At 69.7% G+C, this 18,850-nt stretch carries 16 protein-coding genes; 1 reads left to right on the top strand and 15 read right to left on the bottom strand.

Going from position 1 to position 18,850, the window contains the following annotated elements; translation table 11 throughout:
* Positions 1–32: 32 nt before the first annotated feature.
* From ABZV44_RS35725 to ABZV44_RS35655, 15 genes are all read right to left on the bottom strand, one after another.
* Positions 33–947, bottom strand: a complete 915-nt coding sequence (locus ABZV44_RS35725; RefSeq protein ID WP_354846439.1) for a helix-turn-helix domain-containing protein — start codon at positions 945–947, stop codon at positions 33–35.
* A 44-nt stretch (positions 948–991) separates the two neighbouring features.
* Positions 992–2,944, bottom strand: a complete 1,953-nt coding sequence (locus ABZV44_RS35720) for an MFS transporter (RefSeq protein ID WP_354846436.1) — start codon at positions 2,942–2,944, stop codon at positions 992–994.
* Between the two features lie 207 nt (positions 2,945–3,151).
* Positions 3,152–4,555, bottom strand: coding sequence for an FAD-dependent monooxygenase (locus ABZV44_RS35715; RefSeq protein WP_354846433.1), 1,404 nt, complete (start codon positions 4,553–4,555; stop codon positions 3,152–3,154).
* Positions 4,552–5,127, bottom strand: a complete 576-nt coding sequence (locus tag ABZV44_RS35710; RefSeq protein ID WP_354846430.1) for a TetR/AcrR family transcriptional regulator — start codon at positions 5,125–5,127, stop codon at positions 4,552–4,554. Before ABZV44_RS35710 ends, ABZV44_RS35715 begins: the two co-directional genes overlap by 4 nt.
* 26 nt (positions 5,128–5,153) lie before the next feature.
* Positions 5,154–5,963: an alpha/beta hydrolase gene (locus ABZV44_RS35705; RefSeq protein ID WP_354846427.1), complete on the bottom strand. Its 810-nt coding sequence runs from the start codon at positions 5,961–5,963 to the stop codon at positions 5,154–5,156.
* Between the two features lie 317 nt (positions 5,964–6,280).
* The gene (locus tag ABZV44_RS35700; protein ID WP_354846424.1) at positions 6,281–7,432 is read right to left on the bottom strand and encodes a serine hydrolase domain-containing protein; all 1,152 of its coding nucleotides are present in this window, start codon (positions 7,430–7,432) and stop codon (positions 6,281–6,283) included.
* A 107-nt stretch (positions 7,433–7,539) separates the two neighbouring features.
* Positions 7,540–9,042 (bottom strand): hypothetical protein, encoded by a 1,503-nt coding sequence (locus tag ABZV44_RS35695; protein ID WP_354846421.1) that lies wholly within the window; start codon positions 9,040–9,042, stop codon positions 7,540–7,542.
* A gap of 152 nt (positions 9,043–9,194) precedes the next feature.
* Positions 9,195–11,060: a 3D-(3,5/4)-trihydroxycyclohexane-1,2-dione acylhydrolase (decyclizing) gene (gene iolD, locus ABZV44_RS35690; protein WP_354846418.1), complete on the bottom strand. Its 1,866-nt coding sequence runs from the start codon at positions 11,058–11,060 to the stop codon at positions 9,195–9,197.
* On the bottom strand, positions 11,057–11,950 hold the full coding sequence (gene iolB / locus ABZV44_RS35685) for a 5-deoxy-glucuronate isomerase (RefSeq protein WP_354846533.1): 894 nt from the start codon (positions 11,948–11,950) through the stop codon (positions 11,057–11,059). Before iolB ends, iolD begins: the two co-directional genes overlap by 4 nt.
* Positions 11,951–11,955: 5 nt before the next feature.
* On the bottom strand, positions 11,956–12,849 hold the full coding sequence (locus tag ABZV44_RS35680; RefSeq protein WP_354846415.1) for an aldolase: 894 nt from the start codon (positions 12,847–12,849) through the stop codon (positions 11,956–11,958).
* A complete protein-coding gene (gene iolC / locus ABZV44_RS35675; RefSeq protein ID WP_354846412.1) occupies positions 12,840–13,778 on the bottom strand; it encodes a 5-dehydro-2-deoxygluconokinase in 939 nt (312 codons plus the stop codon). Before iolC ends, ABZV44_RS35680 begins: the two co-directional genes overlap by 10 nt.
* A complete protein-coding gene (locus ABZV44_RS35670) occupies positions 13,775–14,587 on the bottom strand; it encodes an ATP-binding cassette domain-containing protein (protein WP_354846409.1) in 813 nt (270 codons plus the stop codon). The genes iolC and ABZV44_RS35670 overlap by 4 nt, the downstream gene beginning before the upstream one ends.
* Positions 14,584–15,639, bottom strand: a complete 1,056-nt coding sequence (locus ABZV44_RS35665) for an ABC transporter permease (protein ID WP_354846406.1) — start codon at positions 15,637–15,639, stop codon at positions 14,584–14,586. The genes ABZV44_RS35670 and ABZV44_RS35665 overlap by 4 nt, the downstream gene beginning before the upstream one ends.
* Before the next feature lie 20 nt (positions 15,640–15,659).
* Positions 15,660–16,655: a sugar ABC transporter substrate-binding protein gene (locus ABZV44_RS35660; protein ID WP_354846403.1), complete on the bottom strand. Its 996-nt coding sequence runs from the start codon at positions 16,653–16,655 to the stop codon at positions 15,660–15,662.
* Positions 16,656–16,673: 18 nt separating this feature from the next.
* Positions 16,674–17,591: a TIM barrel protein gene (locus ABZV44_RS35655; RefSeq protein ID WP_354846400.1), complete on the bottom strand. Its 918-nt coding sequence runs from the start codon at positions 17,589–17,591 to the stop codon at positions 16,674–16,676.
* A gap of 252 nt (positions 17,592–17,843) precedes the next feature.
* Between ABZV44_RS35655 and ABZV44_RS35650 the strand changes: the two genes are divergently transcribed.
* A complete protein-coding gene (locus tag ABZV44_RS35650) occupies positions 17,844–18,848 on the top strand; it encodes a LacI family DNA-binding transcriptional regulator (protein WP_354846398.1) in 1,005 nt (334 codons plus the stop codon).
* Positions 18,849–18,850 lie beyond the last annotated feature (2 nt).

The raw sequence follows: 18,850 nt of genomic DNA, 5'->3' as shown, positions 1-18,850 counted from the left end.
GATTCACTACAGTTAATGAAGTGATACGCGTCTCACTGAGGGCTGTCAAGAGCCGAGCGCTCGGCCGGCGGCTCGAAGCGCACGTCCCGCCGGCCGAGCACGGCCGCGCAGCCCCGGCAGCGCAGCGCGGGGACCAGCACCGCGCCGCATTCCTTGTGCCGGAGGCTCAGCCCCGCTTCCGGGCTTTCCGGATGTGCGCGCCGGGACCAGGCCAGCAGGAAGGCGAAGACCCCGAACAGCGCCCGCCCGCGCGGGGTCAGCCGATAGTCGCGCCCGTCCGGCTCGGGCCGCTGCAGGATGCCCGCATCCACCAGGCGCGCCAGCCGTTCGGTGAGTGTGGTCGGCGAGATGCCCAGTGCCGCACGGAAATCCGAGAACCGCCGCGCCCCGGCCAGGGCCAGCCCGGTGACCGCCGCGCTCCACCGGTCGCCGATGGCCTCCATGATCTCGTCGAAACGCGCGTCGCCGCGGGCGAGCGTGGCCGCCCGCACCGAGCGCCGGCGGCCGGAGGTGAGGCGCCACAGCGCATCCCGATCCAGTTCCACCTCGGTGTCGTGGGCGGTGACGTCGCGGCCGCAGCCCCGGCACATGACGACCGGCGGGCCGCGATGCCCGCACCGGGTGTGCGTGAACTCCGGCAGCAGCGCCCACTCGGCCGTCCACTCCCGCTGCCACGACCAGACGCACACCAGGATCTCCCAGGTCGCCAAACCCAGGTCGGTGAGCCGGTATTCGTAGCGATCGGCCGAGCCCGGCCGCGGCGTGCGCACCAGCACCCCGGCATCGACGAGCGCCGCCAGCCGGGCGGAGAGCACGGCCGGCGGCGCTGCGGTGCGATCGGCCCACTGGGTGAACCGGCGCGCATGGTCGACGAAGGCGTGCCGCAGGATCGTCAGCGTCAGGCGATCACCGAGCAGATCGAAGGTCGCGGCTACCGGATTCGTCACTTCAATAACTGTACTTCATGGGCGGGGGCCTGCACGGTTTCCGCCTACTCGGTCATGGTCGCCAGCTCACGCTCCACGGCCGCGTCGTGCTCGGCCGCCTCCTCGGCCGCCTTCTTCGGGCTCCAGTGTCCGGCCATGATGAACACGAACGGGATGAAGCAGATCTGCGCGACCAGGCAGATCCACCACCAGCGCTTCCACTGCTTGGGCGAGTCGATCTGGGCCTGCTTCACGTCCTGGCCGTGCGCGGACAGATAGGCGAGATCGTCGGCGGGCATGGCGCTCACGGCCTCGAGCTTGGCGCTCGCCGCCGTCAGGGCCGGTCCGGTCTGAGACGCCACCGCGAGCTGATCGACCGGAACCTTCTGCGCGGCGGCGATCCGGGCGATGGCCTGATCCGGCGGGATATTGAACTTCTTCGCGACCTGGCCGACCGCGGTCGCCGCGCTCGCCTGATCGTTCGGGTTCGTCATCAGCTTCACCAGGACCTGTGTGTCGATCGCCTGGAGCGTGGCCAGCTCGTCCGGGTACTTGGCATTGAGTTCGACGGTGGTCTTCACATCCGAGGCGGAATCGCCCGTCAGCTTCACCAGCGCGGCGACCTGTGCCGCTTCGTCGTTCGGATTCTTACCCAGGGCCGTGAGCGTATCCGCGCCGACGGTCTGGATGGTGGCGATCTCCTCGTGGTACTTGGCATTGATGGTCTGCAGCCGCGGTCCGTAGTTCACCAGCGTGCCCGCGGCGGTGACCACGAACAGCAGACCCAGCAGCACGAACGTCACTACGGTCCGCAGCACGCCGCCCCACACCGCGAGCCCGACCGCCGTGGCCGCCGGATTCCGCTTCTCCACCGTCTCGGTGAAACTCGCCATCCAGGTGGAGTAGGCGATGCCGGTGCCGACGGCGGTGAAGCTCATGACTGCCGCGAAGGTGTAGTAGTCGGTGCCCGGTTTGTCGGTGTAGCTGAGGAACAGGTAGCAACCGATGATGCTGATGATCGCGCCGAAGACCATGAACGGTTTGCGCACCTTCATCGCGTCGGACACGATGCCGGTCAGCACCAGTGAGATGGCGGAGGCGATCCAGTACCAGTTGCCCAGCGAATTGGCCTGTGCGGCGGTGAAGCCGAAGTTGGTCGCCATATAGACCGGCAGGAACGAGACGATGGTGTAGAAGAACGCCAGGAAGATCGAGATGGCCAGCGCCGAGCCGACGATGTCGAGATGCATCATCTGCTTCCACTGATTGCGTTCCAGCGCCTCGACATCCAGTCCGCGCGCCCGTGCCTCGATCAGCGCCTTGTCGCGCAGCGACACCATGATCTGGTCGCGCAGTCTCGGACTGAGCTCACGCAACCCGATCAGGCCGAACACCGAGATCACCGTGCAGATCACGCCGGCCAGCCGGTAGTGGAACTGCCAGTCCGGGTGGGCGTCGAGGGTGTGCGTGGAGATCTCGGTGGTGACCAGCGCGCCCAGCACCGGGCCGAGGGTCCAGAACCCCATGGCGGAGGCGCGATCCAGCTGCGGCGAGAAGTCGCGCACCAGCGCGGGCGTGGCCACCAGCACCGCGCCCTCGACGATGCTGATCATGCAGTAGACGGCCAGGTATGCCTCTTTGGTCGTGCACTGCGGTTGCGCGAACAGGGTGAGCAGCGAGGTGATCACCGTGCCGTAGGCGACGATATTGGCCCGCCCCCACCGGTCGAGCACCCCGGTCACCACCGAGGCCACGGCCCCGAAGGCCGCGCCGATGATGAAGATGCCGACGAAGTACCGGAAGCTCAGATTGAAGTAGGCGATCAGCTGGTTGCCGACCGCGCCGGACACGAACAGCTGGTAGTACAGCGCGACCGACACGACGACAACGAGGAACAGATACCAGGATCGGGCGGGCGTTTCCGGATAGTGCGGCAGCTTGCGCCGCCACAGCCCGGTGACCAGCGTCGGCGGGGGAAAGTCCGCGGCCGGGTGTACCGCGGTCGATGTGCTACTCATGTTCGAGACGCCTTTCTCTCCACGGCGTTTCGTGCAGCCGAAATGCCCTTCGCGACGCAGCACGAGCAGCCGGGTGAAAACAGGGTAGCGGTCATGAGTGACTTGAATCACTGTTACCGAAATCCGCACTGGACAGTTGCGACAAATTGCGTGTTCCAGGCACTCGCAGCGAAGGTGCCGAGTGGCCCGGAAACGCACCCCCCGAAGTCATCGCCGCAGGTATTTTCCGATGACTTCGGCGGATTCGCTGATCGCGCCGACATAGCCGTCGGGGCGGACCAGGACGTAGGTGCCGGGTGCCACGTCGTAGCCCTCGCCTACCGGCACCGCGATCGCGTGGACGCCGAGGTCGGGGGTGGGGGCGTCGAAGGCCAGCAGGGTGTGATGCGGTCCGCGGAAGGCGTCGAAAAGCCTTGTGCCGGAGGAGGAGAGTCCGTCGGGGGCACGGTCCCCGGCGCGGAGCTCGCCCGGTTCGCTGCGGTCGTCGAGCGCCAGCGGACCGTTGCGGTAGGTGATATCGAGCTGGTGGATGGCCGGTGCCCCGCCGCCGTGGAAGTCCTGCCGGTGCAGCTGTGTGGTCAGGCCCAGCACGGCCGACGCGACCGGCATTCGTTCGGCCGTATAGGTGTCCAGCAGTTGCGGGTCCGCACCGGCCTGCACGGCCGCGAGTTTCCAGCCGAGGTTGTAGGCGTCCTGCACCCCGGTGTTGAGGCCCTGTCCCCCGGCCGAGGAATGCACGTGGGCGGCGTCGCCCGCCAGCAGCACCCGGCCCACCCGATACCGGTCGACCATGCGGACGCTCACCCGGTACAGCGAGATCCATCGCAGATCGTGCAGGTGGATGTCGGTGCGGCCGGAGCGGTCCGCGCACAGCCGGCGCACCCCGTCCAGGGTCAGGTCCGGCACCTGGTCGGCGGGCATCGAGGCGACGAACTGGTAGTGGTCGCTGTCCGGCAGGTTCCACAGCGAGAAGCGGTCGCCCACCGCGCCGTTCCCGGTCAGGATGTGACAGAACCGGCCATCCAGGCCGTCGGCGCGGACGTCACCGATCAGGGTGCGTTCGGTCTCGAAGGTGTCGCCCGCGAAACCGACGCCGAGCGCCTTCCGTACGGTGCTGTGTCCGCCGTCCGCGGCGACGAGATAGTCGGCGCGAATCTCACCGTCCGCAGTGTGCGCTGTGACGCCGGTGGAATCCTGTGTGACACCGATGATTTCGATGTTCCACTCGACCTGCCCGCCGAGTTCGGTCAGGTGGGCATGCAGGATTTCCTCGGTCCGCCATTGCGGAATGAGCCAGGTGTCGGGATAGGGCACCGCCGGTGAGGCAGTGAGGCGGGGGGAGCCGAGCATCTCGGAGACCGTGCGCTCCCACACCACCTCCCGCCCGTGGTACAGGCGGAATTTCGGGAAGGGCTCGCCGCCGGCCTGGATGGCGTCGAGCACGCCGAGGTCCTCGAACACCTCGAGGGTGCGCGGTTGCAGACCCTTGGCCCGGGAACCGGGGAAGACTCCGGCGGCCTTGTCGACGATGCGGAACGGGACGTGATGGCGGGCCAGGTCGCAGGCCAGGGTGAGCCCGGTCGGGCCGGCGCCGACGATCAGAACGGTCACTGCGTGGTTCCTCGATGCTGGAGTAGGACGAGTAGGACGTCGTCGACGAGGCGGTCGATGAAGGCGGTATCGAAGGGGGCGCCGATCTGCAACTGGCGCATGATCATTGCCTCGGCCACGTCGTGGATGAGTTCGGTATCGGTGTCCCCGGGTAGCTCGCCACGGGCGATCGCGCGGTGCAGCGCGTCGTGGAACGGGGACAGTTCCTCGTTCTCGGTGTGCTCCCGGAGCGCGGCGGCCAGCTCCGGATCATGACGCATGGCGGCGATCAGGCCTTCGATCATCGCGGCGATCTGGTCGGACGCCTTGTCGCGCAATGTTTCCAGCACCGCCACCAGATCGCCGCGCAGGCTGCCGGTATCCGGGATGTCGGCATTCTGCTGGGCGTCGTGGGCGTCCAGCGCCGCCTTGATCAGCTCGGCCTTGTTGCGCCAGCGGCGATAGATGGTCGCCTTGCTGGCATTGGCACGCGCGGCCACCGCGTCCATGGTCAATGCCGGATAGCCGCGCTCGGCGACCAGGTCCACGGTTGCCGCCAAGATCGCGTCGACACGCTGTTGTCCTCGAACCACGACTGAAGAGTACGACACGGTTTCGTTCACCCCGCTGATCCCGGCACCCGTGACAGGCCCCGATCGATCCCGCCGGCACCGACGACGAAGGCGGCGATCTCGTCGAGCGCCCGCCGCGCCTCCGGAATCGGGAACAGCGGCCAGACGTGCGGCATCCCCGGATACTCGTGCCAGGTCAGCGGAAAGCCCAACGCTGTCGCCTTCGACCGGAGCCGATGGGCGTCGGCGCTGAGGATCTCGCGCGTCCCGCTGAAGAGGGCGATCGGGGGCAGGCCGTCCAGACTCCCGAACAGCGGGCTGACCACGGGGTCACTCAGGTCGAGATGACCGGCGAACATCCGGGTCAGTACGCGTAGCCCGCGGGCGGGGATGATCGGGTCGATCCGGTCGAGTTCGTCGATCCGCGGATCACTGACGGTCGCGTCCACCAGCGGCGAGAGCAGGACCAGCCGCGCCGGTGCGGGGAGCCCGCGGTCGCGGGCCTGCATCGCCAGGGACAGTGCGAGGTTGCCGCCCGAGGAATCGCCCATGAGCGTCAGCTCGTCGCCGGATGCCCGGTCGGCATAGAGGGATATCAGCCACGCGAAGATCTCCCGGGCGGTGTGCTCGGGTGCCAGCGGATACATCGGAACAGTGACCGAACAGTCCAGCAGCTCCACCAGTTTCGCGATCGTCTCCCAGTGCGGGTCGGTGATCGGCCGCACCCACCCGCCCCCGTGCAGGTACAGCACTCGCCGCCGAGGCTGCCCGGATCGCGGACCCAGGACATAGACGCCGTGTCCCCCGAACTCGCCCTCCCGCACGTCCAGCCGCGCCCGGAGCGCGGCCGATGGCACGGCGGGACCCTTCCGTCGATCCGCCGCGATCGACCGCCGAATCCGCTCGTCTCCGTCGAGACCACGCCGAACACACAGCACTCGCATCGCGCACATCATCAGATGCGCTCTAACACTGGACATTTCAGCCCTCCCCGCACTGCCGATCATCAGGACCCCTGAAGTGTACGAAACCGTTTCGTACACTTCAACCCGTAGCGCATTTTGCTGCTCAACAGGTGCTCGGCGCCCATCGAGACTTCCCGACGGAGTGCCCGGACCGCGCCGCGTGCAGGGATGCCGGATGGCTTATGCCATCCGGCATCCGGGCCTGCCGGTTACAGGGCGCTGTAGGTGGCGGCGACCAGGTCGTGGGCGCGGCGATCGCCGGAGAGCCAGTCGCGGCGCAGGTTCGGGGTAAAGGCGATCGCGACACGGTTGTCGAGGTCGCCGAGGCCGAGTGCGCCGCCCGCGCCCGGGTGGCCGAACGCCGAGGACCGGGCAGGCCCGGGGAGGATGAAGTTCTCACACGGGAGCATGTATCCGAGCCCGAAGGCGCTCTCCAGCAACAACACCGAGTCGGGACCGCGCACCTGCTCACGCACCGCGTCGCGCAACACGGCCGTGGGCAGCAGCGTGCCGCTCACCAGGTCGCTGTAGAAGCGGGCCAGCGCGCGAGCGGTGGCGACCAGGCCGGAGGCGGGCCAGCCGCCCGCCAGGACCTCCGGCTTGTTGTACGAGCCAACGGGATTCGTGGAGGCGCGCATCGCGAGTGAACCGGGGTCGCGGTAGGCGGCGGCCATCCTGGTGACGGTATCCGCGTCGATCGGCCCGGGGTCGGCCCAGGCCATCTCCCGAGCGGGCGGGAAGGCGGTGCGCGCGGACCGCTGCGCGATGTGGGGCGGCGCGCCGATCCACAGCTCCGCGCCGAAGTGGCGGCGCACGTAGTCGCCGACCGTCGATTCCGTGTGCCTGCGGACGAATTCGCCGACCAGCCACCCGAAGGTCAGCGCGTGGTAGCCGTGTTCGGCGCCGGGCGACCAGATCGGCTCCTGCGCCGCCAGCAGCGCTGCCATGGCCGCCGGATCCGCGGCCTCCTCGACCGAGACCGGGCGGTCGAAGGCCGGCAGGCCGGCGCGGTGGGCCAGCAGGTCGGCGAGCGTCGTCGATTCCTTGCCCGCCGCACCGTATTCCGGCCACCAGGTCGTCACCGGTTCATCCCAGCCGATTCCCCGGTCGTGGGCCACGGCGAGGGCGGCCGTGGCGGTGAGGGCCTTGGTGCAGGAGAAGGTCACCACGGGGGTGTCCCGCTCCCAGGGCCGGTTCGCCCGCGCATCCGCCACGCCGCCCCACAGATCGACGACCGCCTGCCCGTCCACGAAAACGGCGAGCGCCGCCCCCGCGTTCCGCCCGTCGGCGAAGCTCGATTCGAACACCTCGCGCACAGCCCGGAAGGCGGGATCGACCTCACCCTTCACGAATCCGTTCATGACCGAATTAGAACATGTTCTAGTTTTGCAAACCAGTTCCCAGCACGACATGCACCGGCACCGGGTACCTCGTGGAGATATCCGGTGGGGTGGCGAACAGCTCGCGACTACTCGTCGGCGCCGCGGAAATACAGGATGTTGGAGCCGTACGAGGCGAGCGGCCCGGCCTCGGCGGCCTGGCGGATACCACTGCCGGGCAGGCAGGTGAGTTTGGTGAACATGGTGGTATTACCGAACGCGGAGCGGACCTGGGTCTCGGAGGCGTAGTCCGCGCCGTAGTCGGACAGTGCCTTGAAATCCAAGGGGGCCAGCGGCTTTTCGAGCGGCGTCTGGGCCGCGGGAAGACCGAGGGCCGCGTACTGGGTGGCGGCGCCGCCTTCGTACCAGCACAGCTCGTAGGACATCTGCTCGGTGGTGGTGACGCTGACAACCGGCCACTCCTGCGACAGCCGCAGCGCCAGCGGGTGGCGGCCGACCGGAGCCACCTCCCAGTTCAGGCTCTTCACCGAGACCCAGTGCTCGGAGACCTTCTCGATCAGCACCACGTCCCCGCCCAGTCGTTCGGCGCGGTTGGACTCGGGTTCGGGTGTGCTCCAGTGCTTTTCGTCGACACCGAGATACGCCGAGCTGGGCACGGGTTGCGCGCCGTCGGCGGTGTAGGCGGCGAGGATGGCCGCGCGCACCAGGGTGACGGCATTGCGCGAGGAGCAGCGCACGCTCAGCGCGCCGAAGGAGGTGCTGATCTCCACCGGTTTGGACGGCTGGTCCGGCAGCGCGCCCGCGGCGATCGGCTTGAGGCCGACCAGCGCCAGCTGCCAGTTGATCTCCTCGATGGTGGCCAGATCACCGGCCGTCTGATAGAGGATCTGCTGCTGGGTCAGGTAGCCCGCGCGTTCGAGGGTGGCGCACTCCAGCTTGCGCAGGGCAGTGACGGTCTTGCTGGTGAATCCGATGTCCTCGACCCGGATTTCGCGCAGCCGCTGCGTCATGGCCGGGGTGGTGACACCCGCGTAGCACTCGCGGTACATGGCCAGCGCCTGCTTGCGCTGGCGGCCCACCATGAGGGTGCGCAGCAGGGTGTTCAACGAGGCGAGGTAGCGGTTGGCCTGCTCCGGGTCGGCGGCGAAGAGCCCGGCGCGGATGCGCACCGCGTCCTCCCCCGCCGCGACCGCGGCCTTGGGGTCCAGCCGGCACAGCCACACGCTGCACTTGGACAGCGCGTCCGCGGACGCGCCCGCCGCGAGCGGATAGTTCTGCGCCACATGCCGATACGCCTGGCAGGCATTGCGGATGGTGGAGGTGGCCAGCTCCCGGTGCCCGATGGTGCGGGCGGCCTGCTCGAACAACCGCAGCGCCTCGGTCACCTCGGCGGCGAAGGGCGCGGTGACATGCCCGGCGGTGAGCCAGCGCAGCCGGATGAGCACCGCTTCCTGCGCGGGTTCCAGAGCCGACGCCGACCGATCCCGCTGGGCCGGGTCGTTCTTGGTGGCCATGAGCGCGCGGGCGAGCTCGCACAGCGAGGTGGCCAGTGCCAGCTCGGTTTCGGGCGTCCGGTCCCGCGCGGCCCCGCGATCCGCGGCCACCTGGCGCTCGATGGCGCTGAGATCCATTGCGACCTTCAAACTCCCGTAACCCGTGCACGCGCCTTCCCGATCGGCGACCGTCCGCGTGTTTGCGCCGAGTCTGCCATATATTCGGCGCGCGGGTCGCCCCAACCGGCGGGATGCCCGGAGTTCCGAGCGCCCGGGCGTGGCGGCGTCGATCATCCGGAACGTGTGTAGCGCAGTTGCCCGGGCTTGTTCCGGTCGTATTCGGCGCGGCCCGAGAGATGCTGCGGCACACCGACTTCCCACCACGCGCCGGCCTCGGTCCAGGTCGACGGGCGGGTGCGCACCACCACGACCGCGGGCCGCTGCCCGGTGCGGGCGGCGTCGCGCGCGCCGGTGTAGGCGTCGCGGAACTCGCCGAGTTCGCTCGCGGTGAACACCGCGCAACCCAATGCCCGCGCGTGCGCGGCGAAGTCGACCCGGGGCGGGGTGGCGTGATTGGTGCGGCAATCCGCGTAGAAGTTGTTGAAGGGCTCGGCCCCCTGTCCCCGCTGCAGTCGCGCGATGACCGCGTACCCGTCGTTGTCGCAGACCACCGCGACCAGCGGATGCCCGGCGAAGGCGGCGGAGAAGAGCTCGGAGTTGAGCATCAGGTAGGAGCCGTCCCCGAGCAGGGTGGTGACCAGACCCTCCGGTTCCGCGGCGCCGGATTGCGCCCGGGCCAGCGCCGCACCCCAGGCGCCGGCGAGCTCGTATCCCATGCAGGAGAAGCCGTATTCGACATCCATCGTCGGTACGCCGCCGGCCGCGCGCCAGCCGCCCACCAGCTCGCCGGGCAACCCGCCGGAGGCGGTCATGACGTAGTCGGAGGCGCCGCTGAGATCGTTCACGGCGCCGACGATCTGCGCATAGCTGGGCGTCCCCGGCGTCGGTGCGCGCAGTTTGTCGATGTGCGCGTCCCAGTCCGCCCGGACCGCGGCGGCCCGTGCCGTCCAGTCCGGGTCGGCGAGCCACTCGCCGACTTCGGGTTCCAGATCGCGCAGGGTGGCGTCGGCATCGCCGACCACGGCCAGCGCGCCGTGCTTCACGGCGTCGAAGCGGGCGGTATTGATGTGGACCAGACGGACTTCCGGCGCGAAGACGGTCCAGGACGCGGTGGTGAAGTCCTGCAGGCGGGTGCCGACCGCCAGCACCACGTCCGCCGCCGCCGCGAGGGTATTGGCCGACGCCGCCCCGGTGATGCCCAGCGGTCCCGCGTACAACGGATGGTCGTGCGGGACCAGGGTGCGGCCCGCGGTCGTCTCGGTCACCGGAATCCCGTGGCGCTGAGCGAATTCCAGCGCCTGCCCGCCCGCACCGGAGTACCGGACGCCACCGCCGAGGACGAGCAGGGGACGCTTCGCGTCGCGCAGGACACGGGCGGCCTCGGTGATGCCGCGCCGATCCGGCCGCGGACGCGGCACGTGATGGACGACCGGCACGAACAGAGCGTCCGGAAAATCGTAGGTCTCGGCCTGCACGTCCTGCGGCAGGGCCAGCACCACGGGCCCGGCCTCGGCGGGGTCGGTGAGGATCCGCGCCGCCTGCGGCAGGGTCGCGAGCAGTTGCTCGGGCCGGGTGATCCGGTCGAAATAACGGCTCACCGGGCGAAACGCGTCGTTGACCGTGACGGTCGGGTCGCCGAAGTGCTCGACCTGCTGCAGCACCGGATCGGGCGCGCGGCTGACGAAGGTGTCCCCGGGGAGCAGCAGCACGGGCAGCCGATTCGCGTGTGCCACACCGGCGGCCGTCATCATGTTCAGCGCGCCGGGCCCGATCGAGGAGGTGGCGATCCCGACCTGCCGCCGCTGCGTGGCCTTGGCCAGCCCGACCGCCGCCAGGGCCATGCCCTCCTCGGTGTGCCCGCGCCACAGCGGCAGCTCGTCGCGATGCTCGGCCAGCGCGGTCCCGAGGCCGAGCACATTGCCGTGCCCGAAGATGCCGAAAGCCGCGGGGAACAGCGGCACTTCGTCGCCTTCGAGGGTTTCCGAGCGCTGGGCGATCAGCCAGGTCACCAGGGCCTGCGCGGTCGTGAGCTTCATGCGAGCCGTCCTTCGTGGGAGGTGACCGGGCACCGCGGATCCGCCGCCTGGCTCGCCCATGCCGTCCGTATCCAGGCGTGCGCGGGGTCGTCGCAGAAGGCCATGGATCGCTCGGGCGCGGGCCCGGCCAGCACGTTCAGGTAGTACATGGGGTATCCGGGCGCGGCCGTGCACGGACCGTGATAGCCGTGCGGCACCAGGAACACATCGCCGTCCCGGACCGCCACGGTCTCGTCGAGTGAGCCGTCGGCGGTGTAGATGTGGTGCATCCCGAAACCCTCTGGCCCCGTGGCGATTCCGTCGCGCCCGGCAATGCGGAAGTAATAGATCTCCTCGTTGACGACCTCGCACTCGGAGGCCTCGTCATGCTTGTGCGGCGGATACGAGGACCAGTTCCCGTCGGGCGTGAGCAGCTCGCACGCGTTCAGCTTGTCGGCGTGCGTCCACGCGCCCGGCGTCCCGAAGTTGGTGACCTGCCGCGTCGCCCGCCCCGCCCCGCGCACCTCGACCGGAACCCGCTCGGCCGGACCGTATTTCGGGTCCAGCCGTTTCGTGCAGCGCGCCATCGGCAGCGCCACCTCGATCCCCTCCACGGTCGTCAGCTCCACCTCCGCGTCGCGCGGCACATAGGCGAAGTCGGTCACGCGGGTGAAAACCGAATCCCGCCCGGCGAGTTCGAACACCAGCCCGTCCACCCGCACGGTGCACGCTCCGGCCAGCGGCAGCACGAACGCCTCGAAGTCCCCGGTGCTCACCACCCGCCGCTCCCCCGCCGCCAGCCGCAGCACCCGCAACCCGGCGTAGGCCCAGCCCGCGTCCTCCGGAGTCAGCAGCACGGGATCGCCCGAATCCGCCAGCGTTCCGGCCGGTCGATGCAGGTCCTTCGGCATCGAGCTCATCGTGCCGCCTCCAGCACCTGGGCGGCGGCCTGCACCGCGCCGGCGACATCCCCGTCCGGCGGGTAGAGCAGGCTGCGGCCCACCACCAGGCCGCGCGCGACATCGTGGCGCAGGGCCGCACCCCAGGAGGCGAGATCGGATTCCGGGTCGCCGGAGGGCGCACCGCCGAGGATGACGACGGGGAGTGTGGTGGCGTCGAGCACCGAGACGTCGTCGGGCGCAGGTATTTTCAGCCAGGTGTAGGCGGAGGTGACCCCGAGGCCGGAGGCGACGGTAATGGCTCGCTGCAGTGAGGCGGAGTCCTTGTGCATGGTCAGCGCACCGTCGGCGTCGCGGGCGTAGGGCAGGGGTTCCACCATGGCCATGAGCCCGTGTTCGGCCAGTTCGGAGACCGCGCGGGCGCAGGCCTCCAGGGTCGGGATGGTGCCGGGATCCGAATCGACCAGGCGCAGCAGCATTTTCCCGCCGTCGAGGCGGTACTTCACCAGCGCTTCGGCGTCGTACCCGGTGAAGCGGTCGTCGATCTCCCAGTCGGCGCCCGCCAGCCCGCCGCGGTTCATGGAGCCGATGACGATCTTCTCGTGCACGGCGTCGAGCAGCAGCAACTCCTCCACGATGTCGGGCGAGCCGAGTACGCCATCGACCGCGGGGTTGGCCAGCGCGATGAGCAGCCGTTCGAGCAGGGTGCGGCGGTCGGCCATGGCGGTGCGGTCGGCGCCGACGCCGAGCGCGCCGCGGGCCGGGTGGTCGGCCGCCACCAGGAACAGGGTTCCCCGGTCCGACAGCAGGTTCGCGCGTCGCCGCCGGTCGGCGTAGGCGCGCCGGACGGCCTCGGGGTCGGTGGCGCGGGTGTGCAGCAGTTCGTACCACCGCGCGTCGTTCAGGTGCACAGCATCTCCTCGATCTCGGCATCGGTCGGCATGGCATCGGCGCAGGCCAGCCGCGATGCCACCAGCGCGCCGGCGGCATTGGCGTAGGCGGCCAGGCGATGCGGAGCCCAGCCGGACAGCAGCCCGTGGATGAGCGCGCCCCCGAATCCGTCGCCCGCGCCCAGCCCGCACAGCACCTCCACCCGGCACGGCGGCACCGTCCAGCGCTCGGAATCGGTGGCGATGAGCACGCCCTCCGCGCCGCGTTTGACCACGGCCAGCCGGACTCCGCGGGCCAGCAGCCGGTCGGCGGCCGCGTCGGGATCGGCGGTGCCGACCGCCACCTCCACCTCGGTCCGGTTGCCCACCACCACATTCACGTGATCGACCATCCAGCCGATCTCGGCGCGCGCGGTCGCCGCATCGGGCCAGAACATGGGCCGGTAGTCCAGATCCAGCACGGTGTGCCCGCGCCGGGCCCGGCGTTCCAGGATGGCCCGCTGGGTGGTGCGGCCGGGTTCGGCGCTCACCCCGGTCCCGGTCACCCACAGCAGCGGCACGGAATCGACCACGTCCCAGGGGATCTCGTCCTCGGTGAGGGTGAGGTCCGGCGCGATGGGCGCGCGATAGAACAGCAGCGGCGGGTCCGCGGGCGGCTTCAGTTCGCAGAACACCACCGGCGTCTGCAGTCCCGCCGCCGTCCCCACGTACCGTGCCGACACCCCGAATCCTTCGAGGGCGTCGCGCACGAAATCCCCGAACCCGTCCGGCCCGACCTTGGTCAGCACCGCGGCGCGGCGGCCCAGCCGCGCCGCCGCCACCGCCACATTGGTGGCCGTGCCGCCCAGGAATTTCGCGAAGGTCGTCACCTCGGCGAGCGGCACCCCGCTCTGCTCGGGGTAGAGGTCGACGCCGACCCGGCCGATCGTCAGCACCTCCAGCTCGGTCACGGCACCACCCGCTCCAATTCGTGTTGCAGCGCCTCGAGTTCGGCGCCGCCGGCCATCTGCCGGGTCAGCTCGGTGAGATCGATCGCGGACTTCTCGTAGCTGCCGAGCGTGGCGCCCCGTTTGAGGAGCAGGAAGCGGTCGCCGACCGGGTAGGCGTGATGCGGGTTGTGGGTGATGAGCACGACGCCCAGTCCGCGATCGCGGGCCTGCACGACATATCGCAGCACCACACCGGCCTGCTTCACGCCCAGGGCCGCGGTCGGCTCGTCGAGGATGAGGACCTTGGCCCCGTAGTGCACCGCCCGCGCGATGGCCACGCACTGGCGCTGACCGCCGGACAGCGTGCCGACCGGCTGCTCCAGATCGGGGATGTCGATCCCCATGTCCGCCAGACCTTTTCGCGCGATGTCCTGCGCCTGCCTGCGGTCCAGCAGCTCGAGCGGGCCATAGCGCTTGACCGGCTCGGAGCCGAGCACGAAGTTGCGCCACACGCTCATCAGCGGCACCACCGCCAGATCCTGGTAGACGGTGGCGATGCCGAGGTCCAGCGCAGCACGCGGCGAGGACAACCGCATCGATTGCCCCTCGATGCGCAGCTCCCCGGTGTCGTGCTGGTGCACGCCCGCGAGGATCTTGATCAGCGTCGATTTGCCCGCGCCGTTGTCGCCCAGCACGCAAGTGACCTCACCGGCTTTCACCACCGTCGACACGTCGCGCAGCGCCACCACGCCGCCGTAGCTCTTTCCGATGCCGGCCGTTTCGATGAGCGGCACCGCGGTCCCGGCGCTGTCGTTGTCCGTCGCGGTCATCGGCGTACCCTTTCCGCCCGCTTCTTGAATGCGTTGTTGACCAGCACGGCCGAGAACAGCAGCACGCCGAGGAACAGCATGAACCAGTCGCTGTTCCAGCCCGCCAGCACGATGCCCTGCCGCGCCATGCCGAAGATGAGCGCCCCGATGGCCGCGCCCACCACCGAACCGAACCCGCCGGTGAGCAGGCAGCCGCCGATCACCGCGGCGATGATGTACTGGAATTCCAGTCCCACACCTTGATTGGCCTGCACGCCGGCGAACCGCAGCAGGTTGCACGCGCCCACGATCCAGCCCGCGAACGCGGTGGTCATGAACAGCAGGATCTTGGTGCGGGTGGCCGGCACGCCCACCGCGCGGGCGGTGGGCAGCGAGCCGCCGACCGCGAAGGTCCAGTTGCCGAAGCGGGTGCGCGCCAGCACGATCGCCGCGATGGCGGTGACCACGATCCACCACACCACCGATGCCTGGATGCTGGCATTGCCGATCTTGGTGGTGGAGGCGAAAACCCAACCGGCGGACTGATATCCGTCCGCGCCGCGCACGCCCGACACCTGCACGGTGCCGGTGGCCCAGCGCGTCACACCGAGATTCAGGCCCTGCAGTGCCAGGAAGGTGCCCAGCGTGACGATGAAGCTCGGCAATCCGGTGCGCATCACCACCCACCCGTTGAGCGCACCCACCGTGAGCGCGAAGGCCAGCGAAACCACCAGCGCGAGCCAGACATTCCAGCCCGCGTGCACCGCCAGCAGCCCGGTGATCAACGCGGTGGAGGCGGTCATCACACCGGTGGACAGGTCGAATTCGCCGCCGATCATGAGCATGGCCACCGCCACCGCCATGATGCCGAGCGTGGAGGCGTCGTCCAGCCAGGTCGAAATACCCAGTGGCTTCAGGAATTTCGTGGTGACGAGACCGAAGAACACGAAGACCACGACCGCGCCCAGCAGCGCGCCCACCTCGGGGCGGGCCACCAGCCGGTTGAGAATGGCCAGCCGATCCGGCGGCGGCGCGACCGTCGTGGTCTCGGATGTCGTTGTCGTCGTTGTCATCTCATCGTCTCCCGGCCGGTTCACCGCGTGCCCTGGCCGACCAGCGCGGCGACGGCATCGACATTGCTCTTGTCCACGAACGCGGGGCCGGTCTGCACCGGATGGCCGCCGCCCACGGTGTTCAGGTTCGATTTGCAGAGCTTCAGCATCACCACCGGCAGATAGCCCTGCTCGTACTGCTGCTGATCCACCGCGAACAGCAGTGTCCCGGCCCGGATCGCGCTCACCACATCGGAATTCAGGTCGAAGGTGGCCACCGTCGCCTTCGAGGCGGACTCCCGCACCGCGTCCACCGCGCGGGCGGCGATCTGCGAATTCAGCGTCAGCACCGCGTCGATGGAGCGATCGGCCTCCAGCGCGCCCTTGATGCGCGACTGGACATCGGTCGGGTTGTTGATATCCACCTGCAGCGTGGTCGCGGCCCCGAAGCCCTGGGTGGCGCCGGCGCAGCGTTCGTTCGCGCCGACATTCCCGGCCTCGTGGATCACGCACAGCATCTTGTGTTTTCCGGCGTCGGCCAGCCGCTTCCCGGCGGATTCACCGGCCAGGCGCTCGCTCTGGCCGACGTGGCCGATGGCCCCGAACGGGACACTCTCGGCCTCGCCGGAGTTGATGGTCACCACGGGAATCCCGGCGGCGACGGCCTTCCCGACCGACGGCTTCAGCGCGTCCGGGTTGGCCATGGACACCACCAGCCCGTCCACGCCCTGGGCCACGGCATTGTCGATGAGCTTGGCCTGCTGGGTCGGATCGCCCGAGGAGTTGTACTCGACCCGGACGCCGAGGTCCTTCCCGGCGGCTTCCGCACCGTTCTTGACCACGTTCCAGAAGGCGTCACCGGGCGAGCCGTGGGTCACCACCGCCACCGAATTCAGGGTGCCCACCGCGACCGGGGCCTGGGCGGGTCCGGTGACATCGGCGCCGGGGCCGCTGCAGGCGGCGAGTACGGCAGCCGCCGCGAGCCAGGGCGACAGGCGCAGCCGGCGGGGGCGGCGCGATCGGGAGATTGCGGACATCGTCGTCGTCACCTCCCACTAGATCCGAGCCGAGGCGAGACCAGCACCGATCTCGGCCAGGTGTCGCAGACTTCGCCGAGCGTCACCCGTCGGGCCCTCGGCGGTGGCGCCGGGACGCAATGCGGTGTCCTGCTCGATCACGTACCAGCCCCGGTATCCCCCAGCGTGCGCCGCGCGGACCAGGGCCGCGATATCGACATCTCCGGTACCGAGCGGAACGTAGAGCCCCTGCCGGACGGCCTCGCTGTATTCGATACTGCCGCTGCGTACTTCGGCGGCCACGGCCGCGCGGACATCCTTGAGGTGGATGTGCCCGAGGCGATCCGCGTGACGGTGGACCAGATCGACCGGGTCGGTGCCGCCGATGAGCAGGTGCCCGGTGTCCGCACACAGGTCCAGCCCGGAGTCGGCGAGAAAGCGATCGACCTCGGCGGCCGTCTCGACGTGGGTGCCCACGTGCGGGTGCAGGGCGACGCGCAGGCCGTGGGTGGCGGCGATCTCGCCGACCGCGGCCGCGGTATCGATGAGGGTCCGCCATTCACGATCACCGAGGGGTGTCCGGGTGTCGTACCCGTCCTGTCCGGTGGCCGCGGCCAGCACCAGGATCTCGGCGCCGGCTGTCGCGAACCGCTCGGCCGCGGCACGGGCGGCGGTGACGGCCCGGTCGGGTTCGCGGTGCAGCACCAGGGCGAGGAAGCCGCCGATCGGCGCAATACCGTAGGTGCTCAGGGTCTTTCGCAGCTCGACGGGGTCGTCGGGTAGGTAGCCGGGCGGGCCGAACTCGGTGGCGGTGAGGCCGAGGCCGGCGATCTCGGCCAGGACGATGTCCGGTTCCAGGACATGCCCCCAGCCGGGGACCTCGCAGACCCCCCAGGAGATCGGCGCGGCGGCGATGCGCAGGGGGGTGATACGCAGTGGATGGAGCGGTTCGGTCATCGGCACTTCCCAGACCCGTCGTTGGCCATCGGTGAGGCTCGTTGGAGCGCTCCAACAATGTAACCTGGCTCACTCTGGTGTCAAGGGTTCGACATGTGCCGAAAAGTAGTGACTAATCACGGAAAACGCTGTCTTCCAGGCAAAATGGCACTGGACACAGATGTCCAGAATATCCGATTAGAGCGCTCCATTGCCCCGGGCCACGGCAAGGCTGTAGCGTGCGACACACATCGATACCGACGGGAGGCGACCATGACCAGACCGACCATGGAGGACGTCGCCGCCCGCGCCGGCGTCTCCCGTGCGCTGGTCTCGCTGGTCATGCGGAACTCCCCCAAGGTCAGCGAGCACCGCCGCCGCGCGGTGCTCACCGCGGCCGCCGAACTCGGCTACCAACCGCACGCCATGGCGCGGTCGCTGGCCAGCCGCACCTCCAATATCGTCGGAGTCATGGTGTCCGACCTGCGCAATCCCTTCTTCGCCGATGTGGTCGAGGGCATGGACGAGGCGGCGCGGCAGGCCGGGCTGGAGCTCATCCTCAATACCGGACGCCGCAGCGCGACGCGGGAACGGACCGCACTGGAGAGCCTGCTGGGCTTCCGCCCGGGCGGGGTCATCCTGCTCTCCCCGGTGCTGCCGGCCTCCGCCATTCGCGACGCGGCGGCGCGCTGCCCGGTCGTCCTGGTCTCGCGCACCTCCACCAGCCCGGCCGTGGACACCGTCAACGACGACGGCGAGCTCGGCGCGGCACTGGCGGTGAATCACCTTGTCGCCCTGGGGCATCGGCGCATCGTGCACCTCGACGGCGGCGCGGCCTTCGCGGCGCCGCCGCGGCGCAAGGGCTACACCGCCGCCATGGCCCGCTACCACCTCGAACCCATGGTGATCCCCAGCGAGCACACCGACGAGGCGGGCGCGGCCGCCGTCCGCACCCTGTTGAACATCTTCTCCCCCAGCACTTTTCCCACCGCACTGGTGTGCGGCAACGATTTCAACGCCGTGGGCGCGATGGCCGCGCTCGAACAGGCGGGACTGCGTGTGCCCGAGGACGTTTCGGTCGTCGGGTACGACAACACCTCGCTGGCGGCGCTGCGGCACGTCGCGCTCACCACCATCGACCAGCCGCGCACCCGCATCGGCGGGCTGGCCGTGGAGGCCCTCACCGAGCGACTGCGCGCCGACCGCACCGACCCGGTGCGCAAACGCCTGGAGCCGTCACTGGTCGTCCGCTCGACCACCGCCCCACCCCGCGACTGACA

The organism is Nocardia sp. NPDC004860, from assembly GCF_040609015.1.
Classification (GTDB): Bacteria; Actinomycetota; Actinomycetes; order Mycobacteriales; family Mycobacteriaceae; genus Nocardia.
This window is presented reverse-complemented; position numbering and strand designations above follow the sequence as displayed.

Bases quoted from the DNA above. Each gene is read 5' to 3' on its own strand.
- ABZV44_RS35720 (WP_354846436.1), bottom strand. From the start codon at position 2,944: ATGAGTAGCACATCGACCGCGGTACACCCGGCCGCGGACTTTCCCCCG.
- ABZV44_RS35700 (WP_354846424.1), bottom strand. From the start codon at position 7,432: ATGAACGGATTCGTGAAGGGTGAGGTCGATCCCGCCTTCCGGGCTGTG.
- ABZV44_RS35695 (WP_354846421.1), bottom strand. From the start codon at position 9,042: ATGGATCTCAGCGCCATCGAGCGCCAGGTGGCCGCGGATCGCGGGGCC.
- iolD (WP_354846418.1), bottom strand. From the start codon at position 11,060: ATGAAGCTCACGACCGCGCAGGCCCTGGTGACCTGGCTGATCGCCCAG.
- iolB (WP_354846533.1), bottom strand. From the start codon at position 11,950: ATGCCGAAGGACCTGCATCGACCGGCCGGAACGCTGGCGGATTCGGGC.
- ABZV44_RS35670 (WP_354846409.1), bottom strand. From the start codon at position 14,587: ATGACCGCGACGGACAACGACAGCGCCGGGACCGCGGTGCCGCTCATC.
- ABZV44_RS35665 (WP_354846406.1), bottom strand. From the start codon at position 15,639: ATGACAACGACGACAACGACATCCGAGACCACGACGGTCGCGCCGCCG.
- ABZV44_RS35660 (WP_354846403.1), bottom strand. From the start codon at position 16,655: ATGTCCGCAATCTCCCGATCGCGCCGCCCCCGCCGGCTGCGCCTGTCG.
- ABZV44_RS35655 (WP_354846400.1), bottom strand. From the start codon at position 17,591: ATGACCGAACCGCTCCATCCACTGCGTATCACCCCCCTGCGCATCGCC.
- ABZV44_RS35650 (WP_354846398.1), top strand. From the start codon at position 17,844: ATGACCAGACCGACCATGGAGGACGTCGCCGCCCGCGCCGGCGTCTCC.